17 protein-coding genes are annotated in these 16,491 nt (G+C 31.4%); 10 read left to right on the forward strand and 7 right to left on the reverse strand.

What is annotated here, in order from left to right:
• The 8 genes from Q0050_RS08220 to Q0050_RS08255 form a co-directional block, all read left to right on the forward strand.
• The coding region (locus Q0050_RS08220) for a 30S ribosomal protein S2 (RefSeq protein WP_298394123.1) at positions 1-291 on the forward strand (291 nt) is incomplete at its 5' end.
• A 143-nt stretch (positions 292-434) separates the two neighbouring features.
• Entirely contained in the window at positions 435-1,259 is an 825-nt protein-coding gene (gene tsf / locus Q0050_RS08225; RefSeq protein WP_298394125.1) for a translation elongation factor Ts, read from the forward strand.
• 179 nt (positions 1,260-1,438) lie between these two features.
• A complete protein-coding gene (locus Q0050_RS08230; protein ID WP_298394127.1) occupies positions 1,439-5,197 on the forward strand; it encodes a TraB/GumN family protein in 3,759 nt (1,252 codons plus the stop codon).
• Positions 5,198-5,211: 14 nt separating this feature from the next.
• Positions 5,212-5,874: a queuosine precursor transporter gene (locus Q0050_RS08235; protein WP_298394129.1), complete on the forward strand. Its 663-nt coding sequence runs from the start codon at positions 5,212-5,214 to the stop codon at positions 5,872-5,874.
• A 9-nt stretch (positions 5,875-5,883) separates the two neighbouring features.
• Positions 5,884-6,171, forward strand: a complete 288-nt coding sequence (locus Q0050_RS08240) for a nucleotidyltransferase family protein (RefSeq protein ID WP_298394131.1) — start codon at positions 5,884-5,886, stop codon at positions 6,169-6,171.
• Positions 6,161-6,502 (forward strand): DUF86 domain-containing protein, encoded by a 342-nt coding sequence (locus tag Q0050_RS08245; RefSeq protein WP_298394133.1) that lies wholly within the window; start codon positions 6,161-6,163, stop codon positions 6,500-6,502. Before Q0050_RS08240 ends, Q0050_RS08245 begins: the two co-directional genes overlap by 11 nt.
• Before the next feature lies 1 nt (position 6,503).
• Positions 6,504-7,064 carry a DNA-3-methyladenine glycosylase I gene (locus tag Q0050_RS08250; protein ID WP_298394135.1) on the forward strand — a complete coding sequence of 187 codons (561 nt, stop codon included), beginning with the start codon at positions 6,504-6,506 and terminating at the stop codon, positions 7,062-7,064.
• 67 nt (positions 7,065-7,131) lie between these two features.
• A complete protein-coding gene (locus tag Q0050_RS08255) occupies positions 7,132-7,851 on the forward strand; it encodes a YoaK family protein (RefSeq protein ID WP_298394138.1) in 720 nt (239 codons plus the stop codon).
• On the opposite strand, the gene aat is transcribed toward Q0050_RS08255, so the two are convergent.
• The 3 genes from aat to Q0050_RS08270 all read right to left on the reverse strand — a co-directional run bounded on the left by aat (position 7,852) and on the right by Q0050_RS08270 (position 9,934).
• Positions 7,852-8,508, reverse strand: a complete 657-nt coding sequence (gene aat / locus Q0050_RS08260) for a leucyl/phenylalanyl-tRNA--protein transferase (protein WP_298394140.1) — start codon at positions 8,506-8,508, stop codon at positions 7,852-7,854.
• Between the two features lie 161 nt (positions 8,509-8,669).
• The gene (locus Q0050_RS08265; protein WP_298394142.1) at positions 8,670-9,047 is read right to left on the reverse strand and encodes a DUF3127 domain-containing protein; all 378 of its coding nucleotides are present in this window, start codon (positions 9,045-9,047) and stop codon (positions 8,670-8,672) included.
• Between the two features lie 11 nt (positions 9,048-9,058).
• Entirely contained in the window at positions 9,059-9,934 is an 876-nt protein-coding gene (locus Q0050_RS08270) for a flavin reductase family protein (RefSeq protein ID WP_298394144.1), read from the reverse strand.
• Between the two features lie 186 nt (positions 9,935-10,120).
• Between Q0050_RS08270 and Q0050_RS08275 the strand changes: the two genes are divergently transcribed.
• Positions 10,121-11,269, forward strand: coding sequence for a HAMP domain-containing sensor histidine kinase (locus Q0050_RS08275; protein ID WP_298394147.1), 1,149 nt, complete (start codon positions 10,121-10,123; stop codon positions 11,267-11,269).
• Here the strand turns inward: Q0050_RS08275 and Q0050_RS08280 are convergent.
• From Q0050_RS08280 to greA, 3 genes are all read right to left on the reverse strand, one after another.
• Positions 11,266-12,420, reverse strand: a complete 1,155-nt coding sequence (locus Q0050_RS08280; protein WP_298394150.1) for a transglutaminase domain-containing protein — start codon at positions 12,418-12,420, stop codon at positions 11,266-11,268. The two genes, Q0050_RS08275 and Q0050_RS08280, sit on opposite strands and share 4 nt — an antisense overlap.
• Positions 12,421-12,489: 69 nt before the next feature.
• Positions 12,490-12,879, reverse strand: coding sequence for an HIT family protein (locus Q0050_RS08285; protein WP_298394153.1), 390 nt, complete (start codon positions 12,877-12,879; stop codon positions 12,490-12,492).
• 46 nt (positions 12,880-12,925) lie between these two features.
• Positions 12,926-13,402 carry a transcription elongation factor GreA gene (gene greA, locus Q0050_RS08290; RefSeq protein ID WP_298394155.1) on the reverse strand — a complete coding sequence of 159 codons (477 nt, stop codon included), beginning with the start codon at positions 13,400-13,402 and terminating at the stop codon, positions 12,926-12,928.
• 236 nt (positions 13,403-13,638) lie between these two features.
• Here greA and Q0050_RS08295 point away from each other — a divergent pair, with 236 nt between their 5' ends.
• Positions 13,639-14,061: a hypothetical protein gene (locus tag Q0050_RS08295; RefSeq protein ID WP_298394158.1), complete on the forward strand. Its 423-nt coding sequence runs from the start codon at positions 13,639-13,641 to the stop codon at positions 14,059-14,061.
• Between the two features lie 56 nt (positions 14,062-14,117).
• Here the strand turns inward: Q0050_RS08295 and Q0050_RS08300 are convergent, their stop codons facing one another.
• Positions 14,118-16,316, reverse strand: a complete 2,199-nt coding sequence (locus Q0050_RS08300; RefSeq protein WP_298394159.1) for a TonB-dependent receptor — start codon at positions 16,314-16,316, stop codon at positions 14,118-14,120.
• Positions 16,317-16,491 lie beyond the last annotated feature (175 nt).

A 16,491-nucleotide genomic window follows, 5' to 3' on the forward strand; every position in this document is an offset into this window, starting at 1 on the left:
GCAATAAAAGAAGCACAAAAATTAAACATTCCAGTTTTCGCAATGGTTGATACAAACTCTGACCCACGTGAGGTAGATTATGTTATCCCTGCAAATGATGATGCTTCTAAATCAATTGACAAAATTTTATCTTTAGTAACTGATGCAGTTAAAGACGGATTAGCTAACAGAACTTCTGAAAAAGAAGCTGATGACGCTACTGAAGTTGAAGCTGTTGCTGCTCCAGAAGCTGCTGTTGTTGAAACTGCTGCTCCTGAAGTTGAAGCTACAGAAACTAAAACTGAAGAATAAAACACAGAAAATTCCAAAATATAAATTCCAAATCCCAAGAAATTATCAATTATTTGATGATTTATTAAAACTGGAATTTGGGATTTATAAATTGGAATTTCTTTTTTTACACAAATTATTTTTAATCTTAAAATAAAAACAAAATGGCAACAATTACTGCTGCAGACGTAAATAAATTAAGAACAATCACTGGTGCAGGTATGATGGACTGCAAAAAAGCATTAGTAGAAGCTGATGGAGATTTTGATTTAGCAATCGAAAACCTTAGAAAAAAAGGTCAAAAAGTGGCTGCTAACAGATCTGACAGAGAATCTACAGAAGGTGCTGCTATTGCAGTTGTTAACGCTGACAAAACTTCTGGTGTTGTGATCACATTAAATTGCGAAACTGACTTCGTAGGTAAAAATGAAGGTTTCGTAAAATTAGCTACTGATTTAGCTAACCAAGCATTAAACTTTGATACTAAAGAAGCATTTTTAGCTTCAGATTTTAATGGTATTACTGTTGCTGATAAATTAATTGAGCAAACTGGTGTAATTGGAGAAAAAATTGAAATCGCTTCTTTCGAAAGATTGAGCGGAGCTTTCGTTGGTTCTTACATTCACGCTGGAAACAAAATTGCTGTTTTAACTGCATTATCTGCTAACGTTGAAGGTGCTGAAGAAGCTGCAAGAAACGTAGCAATGCAAGCTGCTGCAATGAACCCAATTGCTTTAGATGAAGCTGGTGTTGATGCCTCAATCATTGAAAAAGAAATTGAAATCGCTAAAGACCAATTACGTCAAGAAGGAAAACCTGAAGCTATGTTAGACAATATCGCTAAAGGTAAAATCCAACGTTTTTACAAAGACAATACTTTAGTAAACCAAGATTATATCAAAGACGGTTCTATGAGCGTTGCTGGTTATATTAAATCGGTTGATGGTTCATTAACTGTTACTGGTTTTAAAAGAGTTGCTTTAGGATAATTTATTCTGAACTTGATTCAGAATCTGTATTTCTTAAATATAGATTTTAAATATAAACCTCGGTTCTTAATTGAATCGAGGTTTTTTTATACCCTAAACTTCCTAAAAATAATGTAAAAAAATAAACGTTATTAAAACAAGAACAATTTCTAATTATATTTGTTTAAAAATCATATACTTTGAAAAAGATAATCGCTGCCTTCTTATTATTGTTGAGTTTTACTTCTATTGCTCAAACAGAAAAAACATTGCTATGGGAAATTTCTGGAGACGGTTTAACTAAAAAATCTTATATCTATGGCACGATGCATGTCAATGAAAAGATTTCTTATCATTTGTCAGATGCCTTTTACAAACACTTGCTAGAAGCTGATATCGTGAGCAACGAAAGTAATCCTGAAAGTTGGGAAGTGCTTTTTGAGCTATTAACTAATGAAGAACGAGAAGAGTCAGATAAACTTTACAATCGATTCAACTTAAGTCCAATTCAAAAGACCGCTTTATACTCTGTTTTCTCTAATGTTAATATTTACAACACGATGACTTCTGGAAACAATAGCGAACAAGCTGATTTTCAAGAAAACACTGTTTTGGATATGTTTATTCATCAAACCGGTAAAAAATACAACAAAAAAGTTACAGGTTTAGAAGACGCCAAAGAGTCATTTTTAAAGATAATGAAAATGCAAAATGACGTCGACGAACCTAAAGAAGAAGATAGATTGGCTTTAATGAAAATTCTAAAAAACAGAAACTTTCAAACCGTATCTAACGACTTTTATAGAGAAAAAGACATTGTAATGCTAGACTCCATTTACAAATTAATATATCCGAAAAAGCAACACAAAATATTAATTACGGAACGAAATGTGACAATGGCTAACAGTATTGAATCTATAGCCAAAACTGGAAGTTTATTTGCCGCAATTGGCGCAGCACATTTGGCAGGAAAAGAAGGTGTATTGCAACTACTAGTAAAAAAAGGCTATACAGTAAAACCAATAATTGACGTACTTACGCCTGTTGGAGAAAAACAGAAGAAAACTATTGAAGAGTTTTTTCCGGCTCCGATACTGACTAGTTTTTCAACAAAAGATGGTATGATTAAAATGCCATTATTCAAAAACCCAAGAACAATTGAGGAAACAACCGCTTGTATTGACTTAACTAATGGTGGATCGATTAACATAAAACGATTGCCCTTAAATTATTTTTTGAAGAAAAAAGAAGACACTTTTAATCCCAAAACTTTAGACAGTCTTTTCTTTGAAAACATACCCGGAACTATCATTGAAAAAAAGTTTTTTGAAACAGAAAACTACAAAGGATATGATGTTAAAAACAAAACCAAATCAGGCAATTCACAACACTACAAATTCTATATCACGCCATTAGAAATTATAGCAATTTCAATGAATGGTACTGGTGATTATGTAAGACAAAACGAAAATCAAATCTTTGAGAAAATTGAAATTAAAAATCTGCAATCTACTTGGGATGATTTCAAACCTTTAAAAGGAGGTTTCACTGTCAAAATTCCATCTTATAGTGTCATTCACGGCAATGACGTTGATAAAATAAGCAATGATATTAGTATTCAATCGTATGACAAAAATGAAAACGCCTATTATTTTTTAACTGAAAAATCATACGACAACACGGCTGAACTTGAAAACACTGCATTTGAACACAAACAAATACAGGCAGAGTTTTATATGCAAAACGAACTTGATGAAGTAGACCACGACCTAGCAAAAAACGAGTCTTCCTCAAAAGTTGGAGAAAAAAACATCAAATTAAAAACGTTTATAAAAGGCAATAAATATTTTCTTTTAGGAACAGTAAACGCCTCTGATAAAAATACTGAAACTTTTTTTAAATCGTTCGCGATTACTACCGCTAACCGAGAAGTAACCACCAAAATTTATACTGATACTATAAACAACTTCAAAATCGAAATTCCGGAGAAAATAAATCAAAAAATATTTTTAAATCTTGATGATTATCAATTTAAAACAAAAAATTCCTTTTTGTCGAAAAACAAATTCTATACTTTTTATTCTGATACAGGGAAACAAATCAAATTAGAATATAACAAATTCCATAAATACGAGTCGTTTCAAAATATTGATTCTTTGAAAAATTTCTTTTTTAGAAGCTACAGTAAAGATTTCAAAACAATAGACGACATAACACGACAATTTAATGACTATGATGTTGCAGTGGACGAAGAGTATGAAGATGAGGAATACGACTACAATCCGAACTTACTTTCTATTTCAAATTTATCTGATAAAAAAGGATTCATCGCTTCTCAATGGGATTATTTATTGCTAAAAAATGATAACAAATATGAATTTATAACAAAATCATATAATTTTAATAAAGAAAATAACACTCATATATTTGAAGCTATAGTAACGAAACCTAATGCAACGCAAGCCATAAAATATAAAACGATTGTAAAAGGAACTGCTTACTATGAATTGCAAACACTAGTTGAAAAAGACTATAAAAACACTAACAACTTTATAGAAAAAACATTCAACACTCTTGAAGTGACCGCTAAAGATTCAATTTCGATGTTTGCTGATAAATTTGATGTATTTCTTAAGGACGTTTACAGCAAGAAAGATACGGTTAGATTTTCTGCACTAGAATCAATTGAGGAATTGAAAATAGCAGATAAAGACTTTGATGCGGTTACTAACTTTATTGATACTTTCAAATTTAAAGAATCTGAAAAAGAAACAATCACAACTTTATTGATGGGAATTGGTGCTTTAAAAAACGTAAAAGTAATTCCATATTTAGAAAAGAAATATAAAGATGAAAAAACAAAAACTAATACACAAATTGCAATTTTAAAAGCATTAACGGCGCAAAAATCGAAAGTAGCTTATCAAAAAATTATTGAGTTATTAGAATACGATTTACCAATAACCGATAGGCAATCTGACATAAAAGGTCTGTACTCACTTTTCAATTACGATTTAGAAAACAGCAAAGAATTGTTTCCAAAAATATTTCAGTTTTACAGCATTAAAGAATACAACAAACCTACATTAAAACTTTGTAATGCCTTATTTGATAAAAATTTAATTTCGCCAAAGAAGATAAGCTCCTTCAAAAAAATGGTGTTAACCAATGCCAAACTTGAATATAAAAGAGTAGTAAGTTGGAAAGAAAAAAACAGCACTACAGACGAACCAATGGCTATATCAGAAATTCAACTAGACGAGGTTGTAGATTCAACTGCTGTGTCGTTTGATGAAGACGATCAAGATTTTACTGTTGAAGATAGCTCAGCGCCTGTTGAAGACTTGATAAATTATATAGATTTGTTATATGCTTTTCAATCTGATAAAGACACTGACGCGCTTTTTGGAAAAATAAAAGCTTTGGATATTCCTGAATTAAATATTGAATTAATACGATTAGGAATCATAAATGACAAAATTACCAAAGATGAAATCCGTGCAACACTTGAAGATGAAAAAACTAAATTTCCAACCATTCAACTGCTTCAATACAAGGATAAATTCAATCTTTTAGCAACCATTACCGATAAGGAAATTGTGGAATCAGCTATCTTAAATTTCGAAAATCTCAAAACAAAAGATTCCATAAACTTTATTGAAAAACGAATTGAAACTAAAAACAACAAAGAAATTAGTTTGTTCTTTTATAAATTTGAAAAAAAGAAATCGTACCAAAAATTTAAAAACACATACATCTACACCATAGCTTTTATTAGCGAAAAAGGTAAAATTAATCCGACCGCTTATAAAGTCGTTAACAAAAAGAAAATTGAAGAGGATGATGATATTAAAAAAGTAATTGATGGCATAACCAATAAAACTTTAAACGAAGAACACAGGCGAGCTACTTTTCAAAAAGATTCGAATCGAGAGCGTTTTAGTAGGTATGATTATTAAAAAAATAAATAAGGATGTTTCAAAACAGAAAAGATATTGTTTATGTAATTCTAGCAGGAATTTTTATAACAAATGCTATTGTTGCTGAATTAATTGGTGGAAAATTAATTGATGTTTTTGGCGTTCCGATGAGTATTGGCATTTTACCTTGGCCTATTGTGTTCATCACAACCGATTTAATCAATGAATATTTTGGTGAGAAAGGCGTAAAAAAACTCTCGCTAATTACTGCTGGATTGATTATTTATACCTTTATCATTTTATCTTTTGCTGTTAAAATTCCGTCAACTGGAATAAGTTCGGTTACCACTGAACAATTTACAGCGGTTTTTGGTCAAAGTCAATTAATAATTATTGGAAGTATAGCCGCGTTTATTGTTTCTCAATTAATTGATGTTTCTATATTTCATTTTGTAAAAAATAAAACTGGCAACAAGATGATTTGGTTGCGTAGCACAGGCTCAACAGTCATTTCACAATTGATTGATAGTTTTATCGTTCTAGGAATTGCCTTTTATTTACCTGGAATTATGGATGGAAAAACTTACATTATCTCGGGATTTACTGGCTATTCTGTGAAATTAGTTATTGCGATATTAATGACACCAATGATTTATCTAGGACACTATTTGATTGAAAAATATTTAAAAAATGAAAGTGTTCAAAAAAATGGTTAATTTTACTTTATGATTACCAAAAGTCAACAAAATATTATCATTGAAACATTAAAACCATTTCATCCTAAAAGAATTGGTTTGTTTGGTTCTGTTGCTCGAAATGAAGAAGATGCAACAAGCGATATTGATATTTTGTTTTTATTAAAAAACCCAATTGGTTTATTTACTCTCTCTGATTTACAATTTGAATTGGAACAAAAACTTCAAAAAAAAGTAGATTTAGTTTCTGAAAACGGATTAAATAAATTTATAAAAGAACGTGTTTTAAAAGAAGTAAGATATATTTATGAAGAATAATACTAAAATATTTCTTTTACACATTTTAGAATCTATTGAAAAATTGGAGGAGATAACAACGACAACTTCTAAAGAACATTTTTTAGAAAGTTGGATTATTCAAGATGCAATACTTAAAAACTTCATTGTAATTGGCGAAGCTGTTGCCAATATTGACGAAGAAATTAAACAAAAATATTCTTCGATAAATTGGCGTGGCGCAAAATCGATGCGCAACTTTATTGTTCACGAATATTTTTCTGTTGACTTAAATTTTGTTTGGGAAACTATTATAGAAACCATTCCAAGTTTTAAAAAAGATATTTCAACAATCATTCAAGATTTTGAATAGTATGGAAACTAAACTACGTTGCGCTTGGTGCGAAAAAGACGATTTGTATCGAGATTATCACGATAACGAATGGGGAAAACCTGTTTATGACGACGATAAATTATTTGAATTTTTAATTCTGGAAACCTTTCAGGCAGGATTGAGTTGGTATACTATTTTGAAAAAAAGAGAGAATTTCAGAAAAGCATTTGATAATTTCGATTATAAAAAAGTAGCGCAATATGATGAAGAAAAAGTACAAGAACTACTTCAAGATGCAGGAATTATTAGAAATCAATTAAAAGTTCGAGGCACAATTTCTAATGCCATTGCGTTTATGGAAGTGCAAAAAGAATTTGGAAGTTTTTCAAAATACATTTGGAATTTCACTGACGGAAAACCACTTGAAAATAATAGAAAATCATTAAGGGAAATTCCATCAACAACACCACTTTCGGATGCAATTAGCAAAGATTTAAAAAAACGCGGATTTAAATTTGTAGGTTCAACTGTAGTTTATGCGCATATGCAAGCAACTGGAATGGTAAATGATCATCTAGTTGATTGCTGGACGCAGAAGTAAAAATTTAAAGACAAGCAGTCATTTATTATCCTCCGAATTCACTACCTTTAATACAAACTAAGAAACTATGTTTCGTCATAAAGGCAATCGAAGGACTTTTGCACACAATTTACGATTAGCATCTACATTATCGTTTATTGCCGGAATTGTCAATATTGCTGGCGTTTTATCAGTTGCGACTTTAACCACAAATGTCACAGGTCATTTCGCTTTTTTTGCCGAAGAAATTGCGCTCAAAAATTATTCTAAAGCCATCACAATCCTAATTTATATTTTCTTTTTTCTCTTTGGAGCATTCACCTCTAATTTTATTGTTGAAATTACCTCAATAAAAAAACCGAGAATTGCGCATACTTTACCAATGCTTCTAGAAATTGTGCTTCTAGCCTTTGTCGGATTATCACAAACTTTAAATCCTAACAATATTGCTTATCTACTGTTGTTTGCTATGGGATTACAAAATGCTTTAGTAACCAATATTTCACAATCGGTTGTGCGAACAACGCATTTAACTGGATTGTTTACTGATTTAGGAATAGAACTATCGCAGCTATTTTTCTATAAAAAGGAAGCAGAATTAAAACGATTGACACGCAATATTTCGCTACGCTTGTCAATAATTACTTTCTTCTTTATCGGATGTGTTTTAGGCGGATTATTATATGAAACCTACAAGTTAAAAATTCTTATACTTGCAGCCGTAGTCTTATTTCTGGCGCTCTTTTTTGATAATTTAGCAGTATACTATAATCTAACAAAAAGGAAAATAAAATCCAATTTACACTAATCACTTCGATTTCAAAATCATCATAAAAGTAGCTCTTGAAATTTCAAAAGCGCCTAATTTTTCTAAATGATCGTTGTGCACTTGGCAATCTAGAAGTTTGTAGTTGTTTTGTTTTAAATACTCAATTAGTTTCACAAAAGCTACTTTACTGGCATTTGGCACTTTAGAAAACATACTTTCACCACAAAAAACGTGACCTAAATCAACACCATACAATCCGCCAACCAATTCCGAACTTGATTGGGAATCACCTTTTTGCCAAACTTCAAATGATTTTGCTTTGCCTAATTGATGCAACTTGGTGTATGATTCAATAATTGCATCTGAAATCCAAGTGCCGTCTTGGCCTTTCCTTTCAATTTTTTGACAATTTTTTATAACCGATTCAAAATCCTTATCGATGGTCACTTCAAACATATTTCTATTGATAATATTCCGAAGGCTTTTAGAAACTTTATAATCCATAGGATTCACCACCATTCGATCGCTTGGTGCCCACCATAAAATTGGTTCGTCAGCATCAAACCACGGAAAGATTCCATTGTTGTAAGCAAGCATCAATCGTTCAACGCTCAAATCACCACCAACAGCAAGAATTCCTTCATAGGAAGCTTCTTCAACTGGAGGAAAATAAAGTTCTTTGGTTAGGAAATACATAAGGGAAAATTCCAAATAATAAATGACAAAATCCAAACAAAATTCAAATTTCAAAATCAAAAATTCTAAACACAAGTAGGTTTTGAAAATTGAATTTTTATAAATTGGAACTTATTTGGAATTTGGATATTGAAACTTGTTATTTACTTTTTAATTTTCAATTAAAAAGGTAAATCGTCGTGTTCTTCTTCTTTAAAGTTGGTTGCTGGAGCAAATGCTTCTGCTGCTGGCATTGGTGGCATTTGTTGTGCTGCTGGAGCTTCTGATTGAAGTTTTTCAACTCTCCAACCTCTTATTGAGTTAAAATATTTAGTTTCTCCTTGTGGATTCACCCATTCTCTACCACCTAAATTGATAGAAACTTTTACAGCATCACCAACAGAAACATTATTCAATAAATCACTTTTATCTTGAGTAAATTCAATCATAATGTGCTGCGGATATTGCTCATCTGTCGTTACCACTAATTCTCTTTTTCTGAAAGTAGCACTAACTTGAATTTCTGCGCTTACTACTTTTACTTTTCCTGAAACTTCCATAATATTATTGTTTATTGTTTTGCTAAAAGCACTTTCCAAGCGGTAAGCACCTCGTTTTTATCTAAATATTCTTTGGCTAATTGGTGTTTTTTAACCTCATCATCAGCACTCAAAACACCTTTCACTTCAAAATTTTGTTTTACAAATATAGTAATTTCTTCATTGGTTGGCAATGCTTCTACATTTCCTAATTTACCTAAATCATTACCATTAAAAATAAGGCTTTCTTTCACAAAATCTGGAATCGCATCTACTCCTATTCCTAAAGTTGCCAATGGCTTTTCTACTTCAAAAAGTCCTTGATTGGCTCTCGAATACCAATTTCCTCCTAATCTTGAAACCAAGTCAATTTTCATTGGATCAATATTACCTTCAATGTCTAAAACCGATTCATTGATGTGCATTTTAACCACTTCACAAATAATCATATTTCCAGCACCGCCTTCTGTTCCAAGAGGAATAATTTGATTGACTTTACATTCAAATTGCACCGGACTTTCGGCAACGCGATAAGGTTTTACTAGTTCTGATGGAATTGCTGTTAAACCTGCTTTTTCAAACTCATTTACACCATCGGCATATTCTGTACTTGATAATGACATTTGTTGCACAATATCAAAATTCACCACATTAATAACTACTTGACGGGTTTCCTCACAATTAATCAACGTATGTTTCGTTGTATTATTTCTAACTCTTCGCGCTGGAGAAAAAACCAAAATGGGCGGATTAGAACTAAAAATATTAAAAAAACTAAACGGTGATAAATTAGGCTTTCCGTTTTTATCCATCGTACTTGCAAAAGCAATTGGTCTTGGCGCAATCGCACTTTGCAAATAACCTTGCAATTTCATCGGAGAAAGTTCTTTTGGATCAATTGTTAGCATATAAGTGTATTTTGTACAAAGATAATTTTTTTGAGCGAATGGTCGGTGAATTTTTGTTAACCATTATCCTGCTGCCTTTCCAAAATCCCGATAAAAAATCGGGAGTTTTTCCCTTGCATCAGGGCTAAAGAGTAATCCATTCTTGCAGAATCACGTTTTTTTACTACTTTTAAACAAATTTTATATATGCAATTCTCTGATAGAAGAAATACAACACGTTGGATAATCATCATCACTTCATTTGTGATTGTACTTCTCATTTTATGGAATACCTATTCGTTTTTTCAAATTTTTAAGCAAGAAGAACGAGTTAAAATGCAACATTGGGCATTATCCCAAAAAAAAATCAATACCGACGATTTAGATGCTGATTTGGAATTGCCTTTACAAATTATTCAAACGGCCAATATTCCGATAATTGTTACTGAAAAGGATTCAATTATTAATCAAGTAAATATTGAAGAGGATGTTTTAAAGGACAAAACCAAATTAAAAAATTTTCTGCAACAGCTAAAAAATCAAAATGACCCAATTGTAATGAAAATTTCAGAAGGTCGAACACACAATTTATATTACGGTGACTCTTCTTTATTGAACAAATTAAAATACTACCCAATTGCTCTTTTGTTGATTATATTCTTGTTTGGCGCCGTAGTTTATAACTTTTACAGAAGTACCAAAATGGCCACACAAAACAAGCTTTGGGCAGGAATGGCAAAGGAAACCGCACATCAAATTGGAACGCCTTTATCTTCTTTAATTGGTTGGCTAGAAATTATGAAAGCCGATAATGTTGACGAAACCACCGTTGCTGAAATTGAGAAAGACATCAATAGATTACAAACTATAACCGAACGATTTTCTAAAATTGGTTCTGAGCCTGTTTTGGAAGTAAAAGATATTGTTGAGGAAACCAAAAATTCTTTCGACTATTTAAAATCACGGTTTTCAAAACAAGTTGAATTTTCTTTTTCGGCACCAACATCACCTTTATTAGTTTCCATAAATCCAGCTTTGCACAGTTGGACTATTGAAAATTTAATGAAAAACGCCATTGATGCTATGAAAGGAAGAGGTTCGTTAAAAATCAAAATTGAAAAAGAAGGCCAAACTATAAAAATTAATGTAATCGATTCGGGAAAAGGAATTCCGAAAAATCAATTTAGGCGTGTTTTCGAACCTGGATTTACTACTAAAAAACGTGGTTGGGGTTTGGGCTTATCATTAACAAAACGTATTGTTGAAGAATATCATAACGGCAAAATAAAAGTAGCTCATTCTGAAGTTGATAAAGGAACCACGATGCAAATTCTTTACCGAAAAGCTGTAAACTAATTTCTAACTCCTGCTCTTTTAAAAAACATTTTTTGACGCTCAACTTCCGATTTTAAAAGATATTCATTAACAAATTTTAAATTCGATTCATAGTCAACTTTCATACTGTTCATAGCTCTTTTCAAGTCGTTTATAGCAGATAAATTTTCTCTGTTAATGTCTTTTAAATCGTTAACGTTTTTTAAGCAATTAATAAGCATATCATAAGGAATCTGAATTTTAGATTTTAATTCCTCATCAGATACATTCGGTGTAAACTGTTTGTTTTTAAACTTAATATACTCGCTGTACTTTTTATTTAATTCATTGAAATTTGCAATAATATCTTCTAATTTATTAAAATCTTTCTTTTGATTAAAATAAGTAATTCTCTTTTTTTCAAACTCTAATTTTTCGGTAATCAATCTGTTTTTTATGCCGCTTTTTTGAATTCTATCTATTCGTTGCTGAATTTGTTCTTTTTCAGATAAATTTTTAAGATTGTTTATTTCTTTGTTGAAATCAAAATTTATTGTTTGATCTGTTGCTTCTTTTTTAGATTCATAAAATTCTTGATTATTGATTGGTTTATTTGAAAGTTGCCACAAATAATCAAAAGGCATGTGCCTATCAATGAAACTAATTGGTTTCGCCTTGAAAAAAATGTTGTTTATTTTCTTGGTAAATTTTAAATCATTTACATATCCTGAACCCCAAGTTGGATCAAATAAAAACCATTCATTATTGATTTTAGAAGCACACCACACGTGAGAAAGTGTCGCGATTTTACCGTTAGTATCCTTGGTATAACCATCAACAAGTACGGTTTCAACATTGAGCTTGTTCATTATATCATAAAAAATCTGTGCATAATGCATGCAAACTCCTTTTTTTGATTTTAGTGTTCTGTTTATTTTATCCTCAGGCGTTTGATTAGGTGGCTGATTTAGCATGTTCTCAACATCATAACTTATTGTTGACGCTGTCCAGTAAAAAGCGGCACGAATTTTATCCTCTTGACTATTGAAATTTGAATTGATAAATTCTGTAATTGACGATGTAGAAACCTCATAACTATCGGGCATTTCATCTATTTTCTTATCAACATTTTCATATTGAGAAAAAGACATGTTGACCAAAAGCAAAAGACTTAAAATAAAATAGTTTTTCATTACCTGATTATTTAGAATAGAATATAAAAAGAAATTCCACTAATTTAAAAAAATTAATGGAATCTTTAGTTATAAATTGTTTTGAATCGCTTTAGCCAAATCTTCAAACTCTTCTTTGGTGAGCGTTACTTTATTTTGGAAACGCATTTCATCCATTTCGTTTAACGGAATCAAATGAACGTGTGCGTGCGGAACTTCTAATCCGATAACGGCCATTCCTACTCTTTTGCACGGAACTGTTTTTTCAAGAGCGACTGCAATTTTTTTAGAAAACGCCATCAAACCAAGATATAAATCATCTTCAATATCAAATATTTTGTTGATTTCTTGCTTGGGAATACACAAAGTATGTCCTTTAGCATTAGGATTTACATCTAAAAATGCTAAGAAATTGTCGTCCTCTGCAATTTTATAACAAGGAATTTCTCCGAGGATTATTTTAGTGAAAATTGAACTCATTTCTTTTGATTTACTAGTTTATTGATAATTCGATAATCTTCAGAATTTAATCGCGTGAAATCTCTACAATTTCAAATTTCAACGTTCCGTTTGGAACTGTAATTTCAGCAATTTCTCCAACTGATTTTCCTAGCAAACCTTTCCCGATAGGAGAAGTTACCGAAATCTTTCCTGTTTTTAAATCGGCTTCACTCTCTGCAACTAAGGTATACTTTAACTCCATACCGTTAGCTTGATTTTTAATTTTCACATTAGATAAAACTAACACTTTAGACAAGTCTAAATGACTTTCGTCAATTAATCTTGCGTTAGAATAAACTTCTTCCAATTTAGCTATACGCATTTCTAGCATACCTTGTGCTTCTTTGGCTGCATCATATTCTGCATTTTCAGACAAATCGCCTTTATCTCTTGCTTCTGCAATATCTGCCGATGCTTTTGGTCGCATCACGCTTTTTAAATGATCTAATTCTTCTTTTAATTTCTTCAGTCCTTCCGCTGTATAATAAGATACTGTACTCATAATTTCATTCTTTATTTGCCTTCATCTCTCTTGTATGAAGTTATTTTTTTGTTAATAGTATATCTAAAAAGGCTATTTCAACGTTATCATAAAATAGAAAAAATCCCATCGCAACGGGATTTCTTTTTTCAAAGATATATTTTTTGTTTATTAAATTCCTATTTTTGTTTAATAATGCAATACAAAGTTAACTAATTTAATTTTTTTTGAACTAATCTTTCGGCAAAATTTTCAACATGAAGAAAACAATTCTACTATTAGCAATGACTACCTTCATTTTAGGATGTAGTAAAGATCGTTTTAATAACGAAAATCCGAATTTGCCTAACTACAATTTTTCGATTGATTTAAACACTAGTTTACCTGCTTACGCAAATTTAAAATTTACAGGTAATGCCGTAAAAGCATTTCCGGCAAACGGACCAACAAGAGGAGTTATTGTATTTAACAACGGAAGTGGTTATAATGCATTTGATGGCGCTTGTCCGAACCAAGCACTAACCTCTTGCTCTAATTTAAATATTAGCGGATCTAATGCGAATTGTACTTGTGGTAATGAAAATTATAATTTGTTTACCGGACAAGCTGCGGGACAACAATATGAATTAAAAAGATATCGTGTGGAAGTAAATGGTGATGTGGTAAGAGTTTTTAACTAATAAAAAAAGCCAAGCTGATTAATTTCATACTTGGCTTTTTATTTAAGATATATTTTTTAAAAGGTTAGTGTCGCACCAACTAAAAAATTTCGTGTCGCTTGCGGAAAATATCCTGCACCTTCAATGGTAGTGATAACTCCTGGCGTTGAAAAATCATCATCATAAGTATAGAAATAACCGTTGGATATGTATTTAGTATCAAAAATATTATTTACCAACCCTGAAAAAAGCACTGATTTTATTCCTTTATTAATGTTCCACAAATAAGTAACATTAAAATCGTGAACGTTGTATTCTTTTAGAATCGATTTTTGAGCATCGATATTACCCATAAATTGTTTTCCCACAAACTTATTTAAAAGTGCAAGATTCAAATTCTTTTTAGGTGAATAGGTAAAAATATTTCCTATGATAAGATTAGGTGAAAATGCGATATCAGTTGACCCTAAATTTTGAAGTTGTCCGTCACGTTGAAAAAAGAAATCTTGATTTTTATTCTGACTCAAAGTCACGTTAGGCTGAATTGTAAATTGCGTTCCTAATTTAAGCACCGATTCGATTTCTAATCCGGCGCGATAACTTGATCCACTGTTAGTGAAAATTGGCGAACCAACATCGTTTAAAGCACCTGTTAAAACCAATTGGTTTTTGTACTGCATGAAAAATACATTAGCATTAATCATCGTTTTAGTCGCATTAAATTTCCATCCCAATTCAATATCTAATAAACGTTCAGGCTTAGTACTTCCGTTTTCATAATCATCTCGTCTTGGCTCTTTATTGGCAATTCCCGCAAAAGTGTAGAATGCATTATGTTTGTTAAGTTGGTAATTAAATCCAATTTTAGGATTAAAAAATCTAAACGTATCATTTACATCATCAAATCGGAAACTATTGGCTTCATAAAATACTATTCGATATTGTAAATCTGCAAACACATTAAGTTTACCAAAGGTTTGTGAAGCTTTTACGTAAGCATTAATATCATCTTTGTTTCCAATATTATTGTAATATCTATTTGAATTTGGAACATAAAACTGCGTCCAAACTACTTCACCAAAATGTTTTCCTAAATATCGGTTTGCAGCGCCACCAAACAAAATATCAGTAGATTTATTTTTATAGTTTAACGAAAAAGTAGTTCCGAAAAAATCATTGTCTAACCATCTTTTTCTAATTAGATCGGCTGTTGTATTTCCTTGAAAATCGGGTAAGAAATAATCAGATAAGGTTTCATCTTCTCTGTATTGTTCAAAATAGCCTTTTCCTATAGTGTAATGCAACGCCACATTAGAAGACCATTTTTCTGACCATTTTTCTGACCAATGCAACTGAAAGTGATTTTGCCAATAATTATCGGTTTCGTTATCGTGAAAACGCATTGTCCCATCGGCATCAAAATACATTCCTGCTGCATTGAATGTTCTATCGTTATTTAGTTTATCAAGATCTTCAATTCCATACCAAGCTTGGTAGGTTTTTTCTTTTCCTCCAAAAAACAACGCTTTTATTTGAGTTGACTTATGGATATAATTTGCATTGAAAAAATAACCAAATAAGTTGGTTTCAGCTCTATCAATATAACCATCAGAAGCAATTTGCGAAATTCTTCCGTTAAATTCGAAGTTATCGTGTAAACCAGTACCAAAAGCTAAAGTGTGTTTTCTAGTGTTGAAACTTCCAACGGAATTAGCAATTTCTGCATAAGATTTTTCTTGAAAAGACTTGGTTTGCATGTTCAAACTTGCGCCAAAAGCACCAGCGCCATTCGTTGATGTACCAACACCACGTTGCAATTGCAGACTTTCTACAGATGATGCAAAATCAGGCAAGTTTACAAAAAATGTTCCTTGGCTTTCGCTATCGTTAAACGGAACACCATTTAAGGTAACATTGATTCTCGAACCATCAGTTCCTCTTACACGCATATACGTGTAACCAATTCCGTTTCCTGCATCGGTTGTGGTTACAACAGAAAGCAAATAATTTAACAAAACAGGAATGTCTTGCCCGAGATTTCTTGGTGCTATTGCTTCTTTAGTAACATTAGTGAACGTAACTGGGTTTGTTTTTTGAGCTCGAACTCCAGCTATTAAGACTTCATCTAGCTTCTTGACTTTAGTAGTGTCTTTAGGTTGCTCTTGTGCGAAAGAGAGAATAGATACTAGAAAGAAGAAAATAGAAAATAGACTACATAATTTGAATCTTTGTACTTTCGAGTCTTGTAGGCAAGTTTTTTTAAATAAAATTTCCATTCGTAAAATAAATTGTACGAATAAAAAGAGGTAATTATTCTTGGTTAAAAAAAATAAAAATGTTTGTTTCCTGTGACAAAGTTCAGCGTGCACTCTGTTTTGTCACTTTTCCCTAAACAGCATTACCTGTTCTAGGTTCATTGGGTATAATCTCAGCTCGTAATTTAGAGCACCC

This window comes from Flavobacterium sp. (genome assembly GCF_027483985.1).
Lineage (GTDB): Bacteria > Bacteroidota > Bacteroidia > Flavobacteriales > Flavobacteriaceae > Flavobacterium.

What these genes read in the sequence shown, in the direction of transcription:
- tsf (WP_298394125.1), top strand. Translation starts at nt 435, where the DNA reads ATGGCAACAATTACTGCTGCAGACGTAAATAAATTAAGAACAATCACT.
- Q0050_RS08235 (WP_298394129.1), top strand. Translation starts at nt 5,212, where the DNA reads ATGTTTCAAAACAGAAAAGATATTGTTTATGTAATTCTAGCAGGAATT.
- Q0050_RS08240 (WP_298394131.1), top strand. Translation starts at nt 5,884, where the DNA reads ATGATTACCAAAAGTCAACAAAATATTATCATTGAAACATTAAAACCA.
- Q0050_RS08245 (WP_298394133.1), top strand. Translation starts at nt 6,161, where the DNA reads ATGAAGAATAATACTAAAATATTTCTTTTACACATTTTAGAATCTATT.
- Q0050_RS08250 (WP_298394135.1), top strand. Translation starts at nt 6,504, where the DNA reads ATGGAAACTAAACTACGTTGCGCTTGGTGCGAAAAAGACGATTTGTAT.
- Q0050_RS08255 (WP_298394138.1), top strand. Translation starts at nt 7,132, where the DNA reads ATGTTTCGTCATAAAGGCAATCGAAGGACTTTTGCACACAATTTACGA.
- aat (WP_298394140.1), bottom strand. Translation starts at nt 8,508, where the DNA reads ATGTATTTCCTAACCAAAGAACTTTATTTTCCTCCAGTTGAAGAAGCT.
- Q0050_RS08265 (WP_298394142.1), bottom strand. Translation starts at nt 9,047, where the DNA reads ATGGAAGTTTCAGGAAAAGTAAAAGTAGTAAGCGCAGAAATTCAAGTT.
- Q0050_RS08270 (WP_298394144.1), bottom strand. Translation starts at nt 9,934, where the DNA reads ATGCTAACAATTGATCCAAAAGAACTTTCTCCGATGAAATTGCAAGGT.
- Q0050_RS08275 (WP_298394147.1), top strand. Translation starts at nt 10,121, where the DNA reads ATGCAATTCTCTGATAGAAGAAATACAACACGTTGGATAATCATCATC.
- Q0050_RS08280 (WP_298394150.1), bottom strand. Translation starts at nt 12,420, where the DNA reads ATGAAAAACTATTTTATTTTAAGTCTTTTGCTTTTGGTCAACATGTCT.
- Q0050_RS08285 (WP_298394153.1), bottom strand. Translation starts at nt 12,879, where the DNA reads ATGAGTTCAATTTTCACTAAAATAATCCTCGGAGAAATTCCTTGTTAT.
- greA (WP_298394155.1), bottom strand. Translation starts at nt 13,402, where the DNA reads ATGAGTACAGTATCTTATTATACAGCGGAAGGACTGAAGAAATTAAAA.
- Q0050_RS08295 (WP_298394158.1), top strand. Translation starts at nt 13,639, where the DNA reads ATGAAGAAAACAATTCTACTATTAGCAATGACTACCTTCATTTTAGGA.
- Q0050_RS08300 (WP_298394159.1), bottom strand. Translation starts at nt 16,316, where the DNA reads ATGGAAATTTTATTTAAAAAAACTTGCCTACAAGACTCGAAAGTACAA.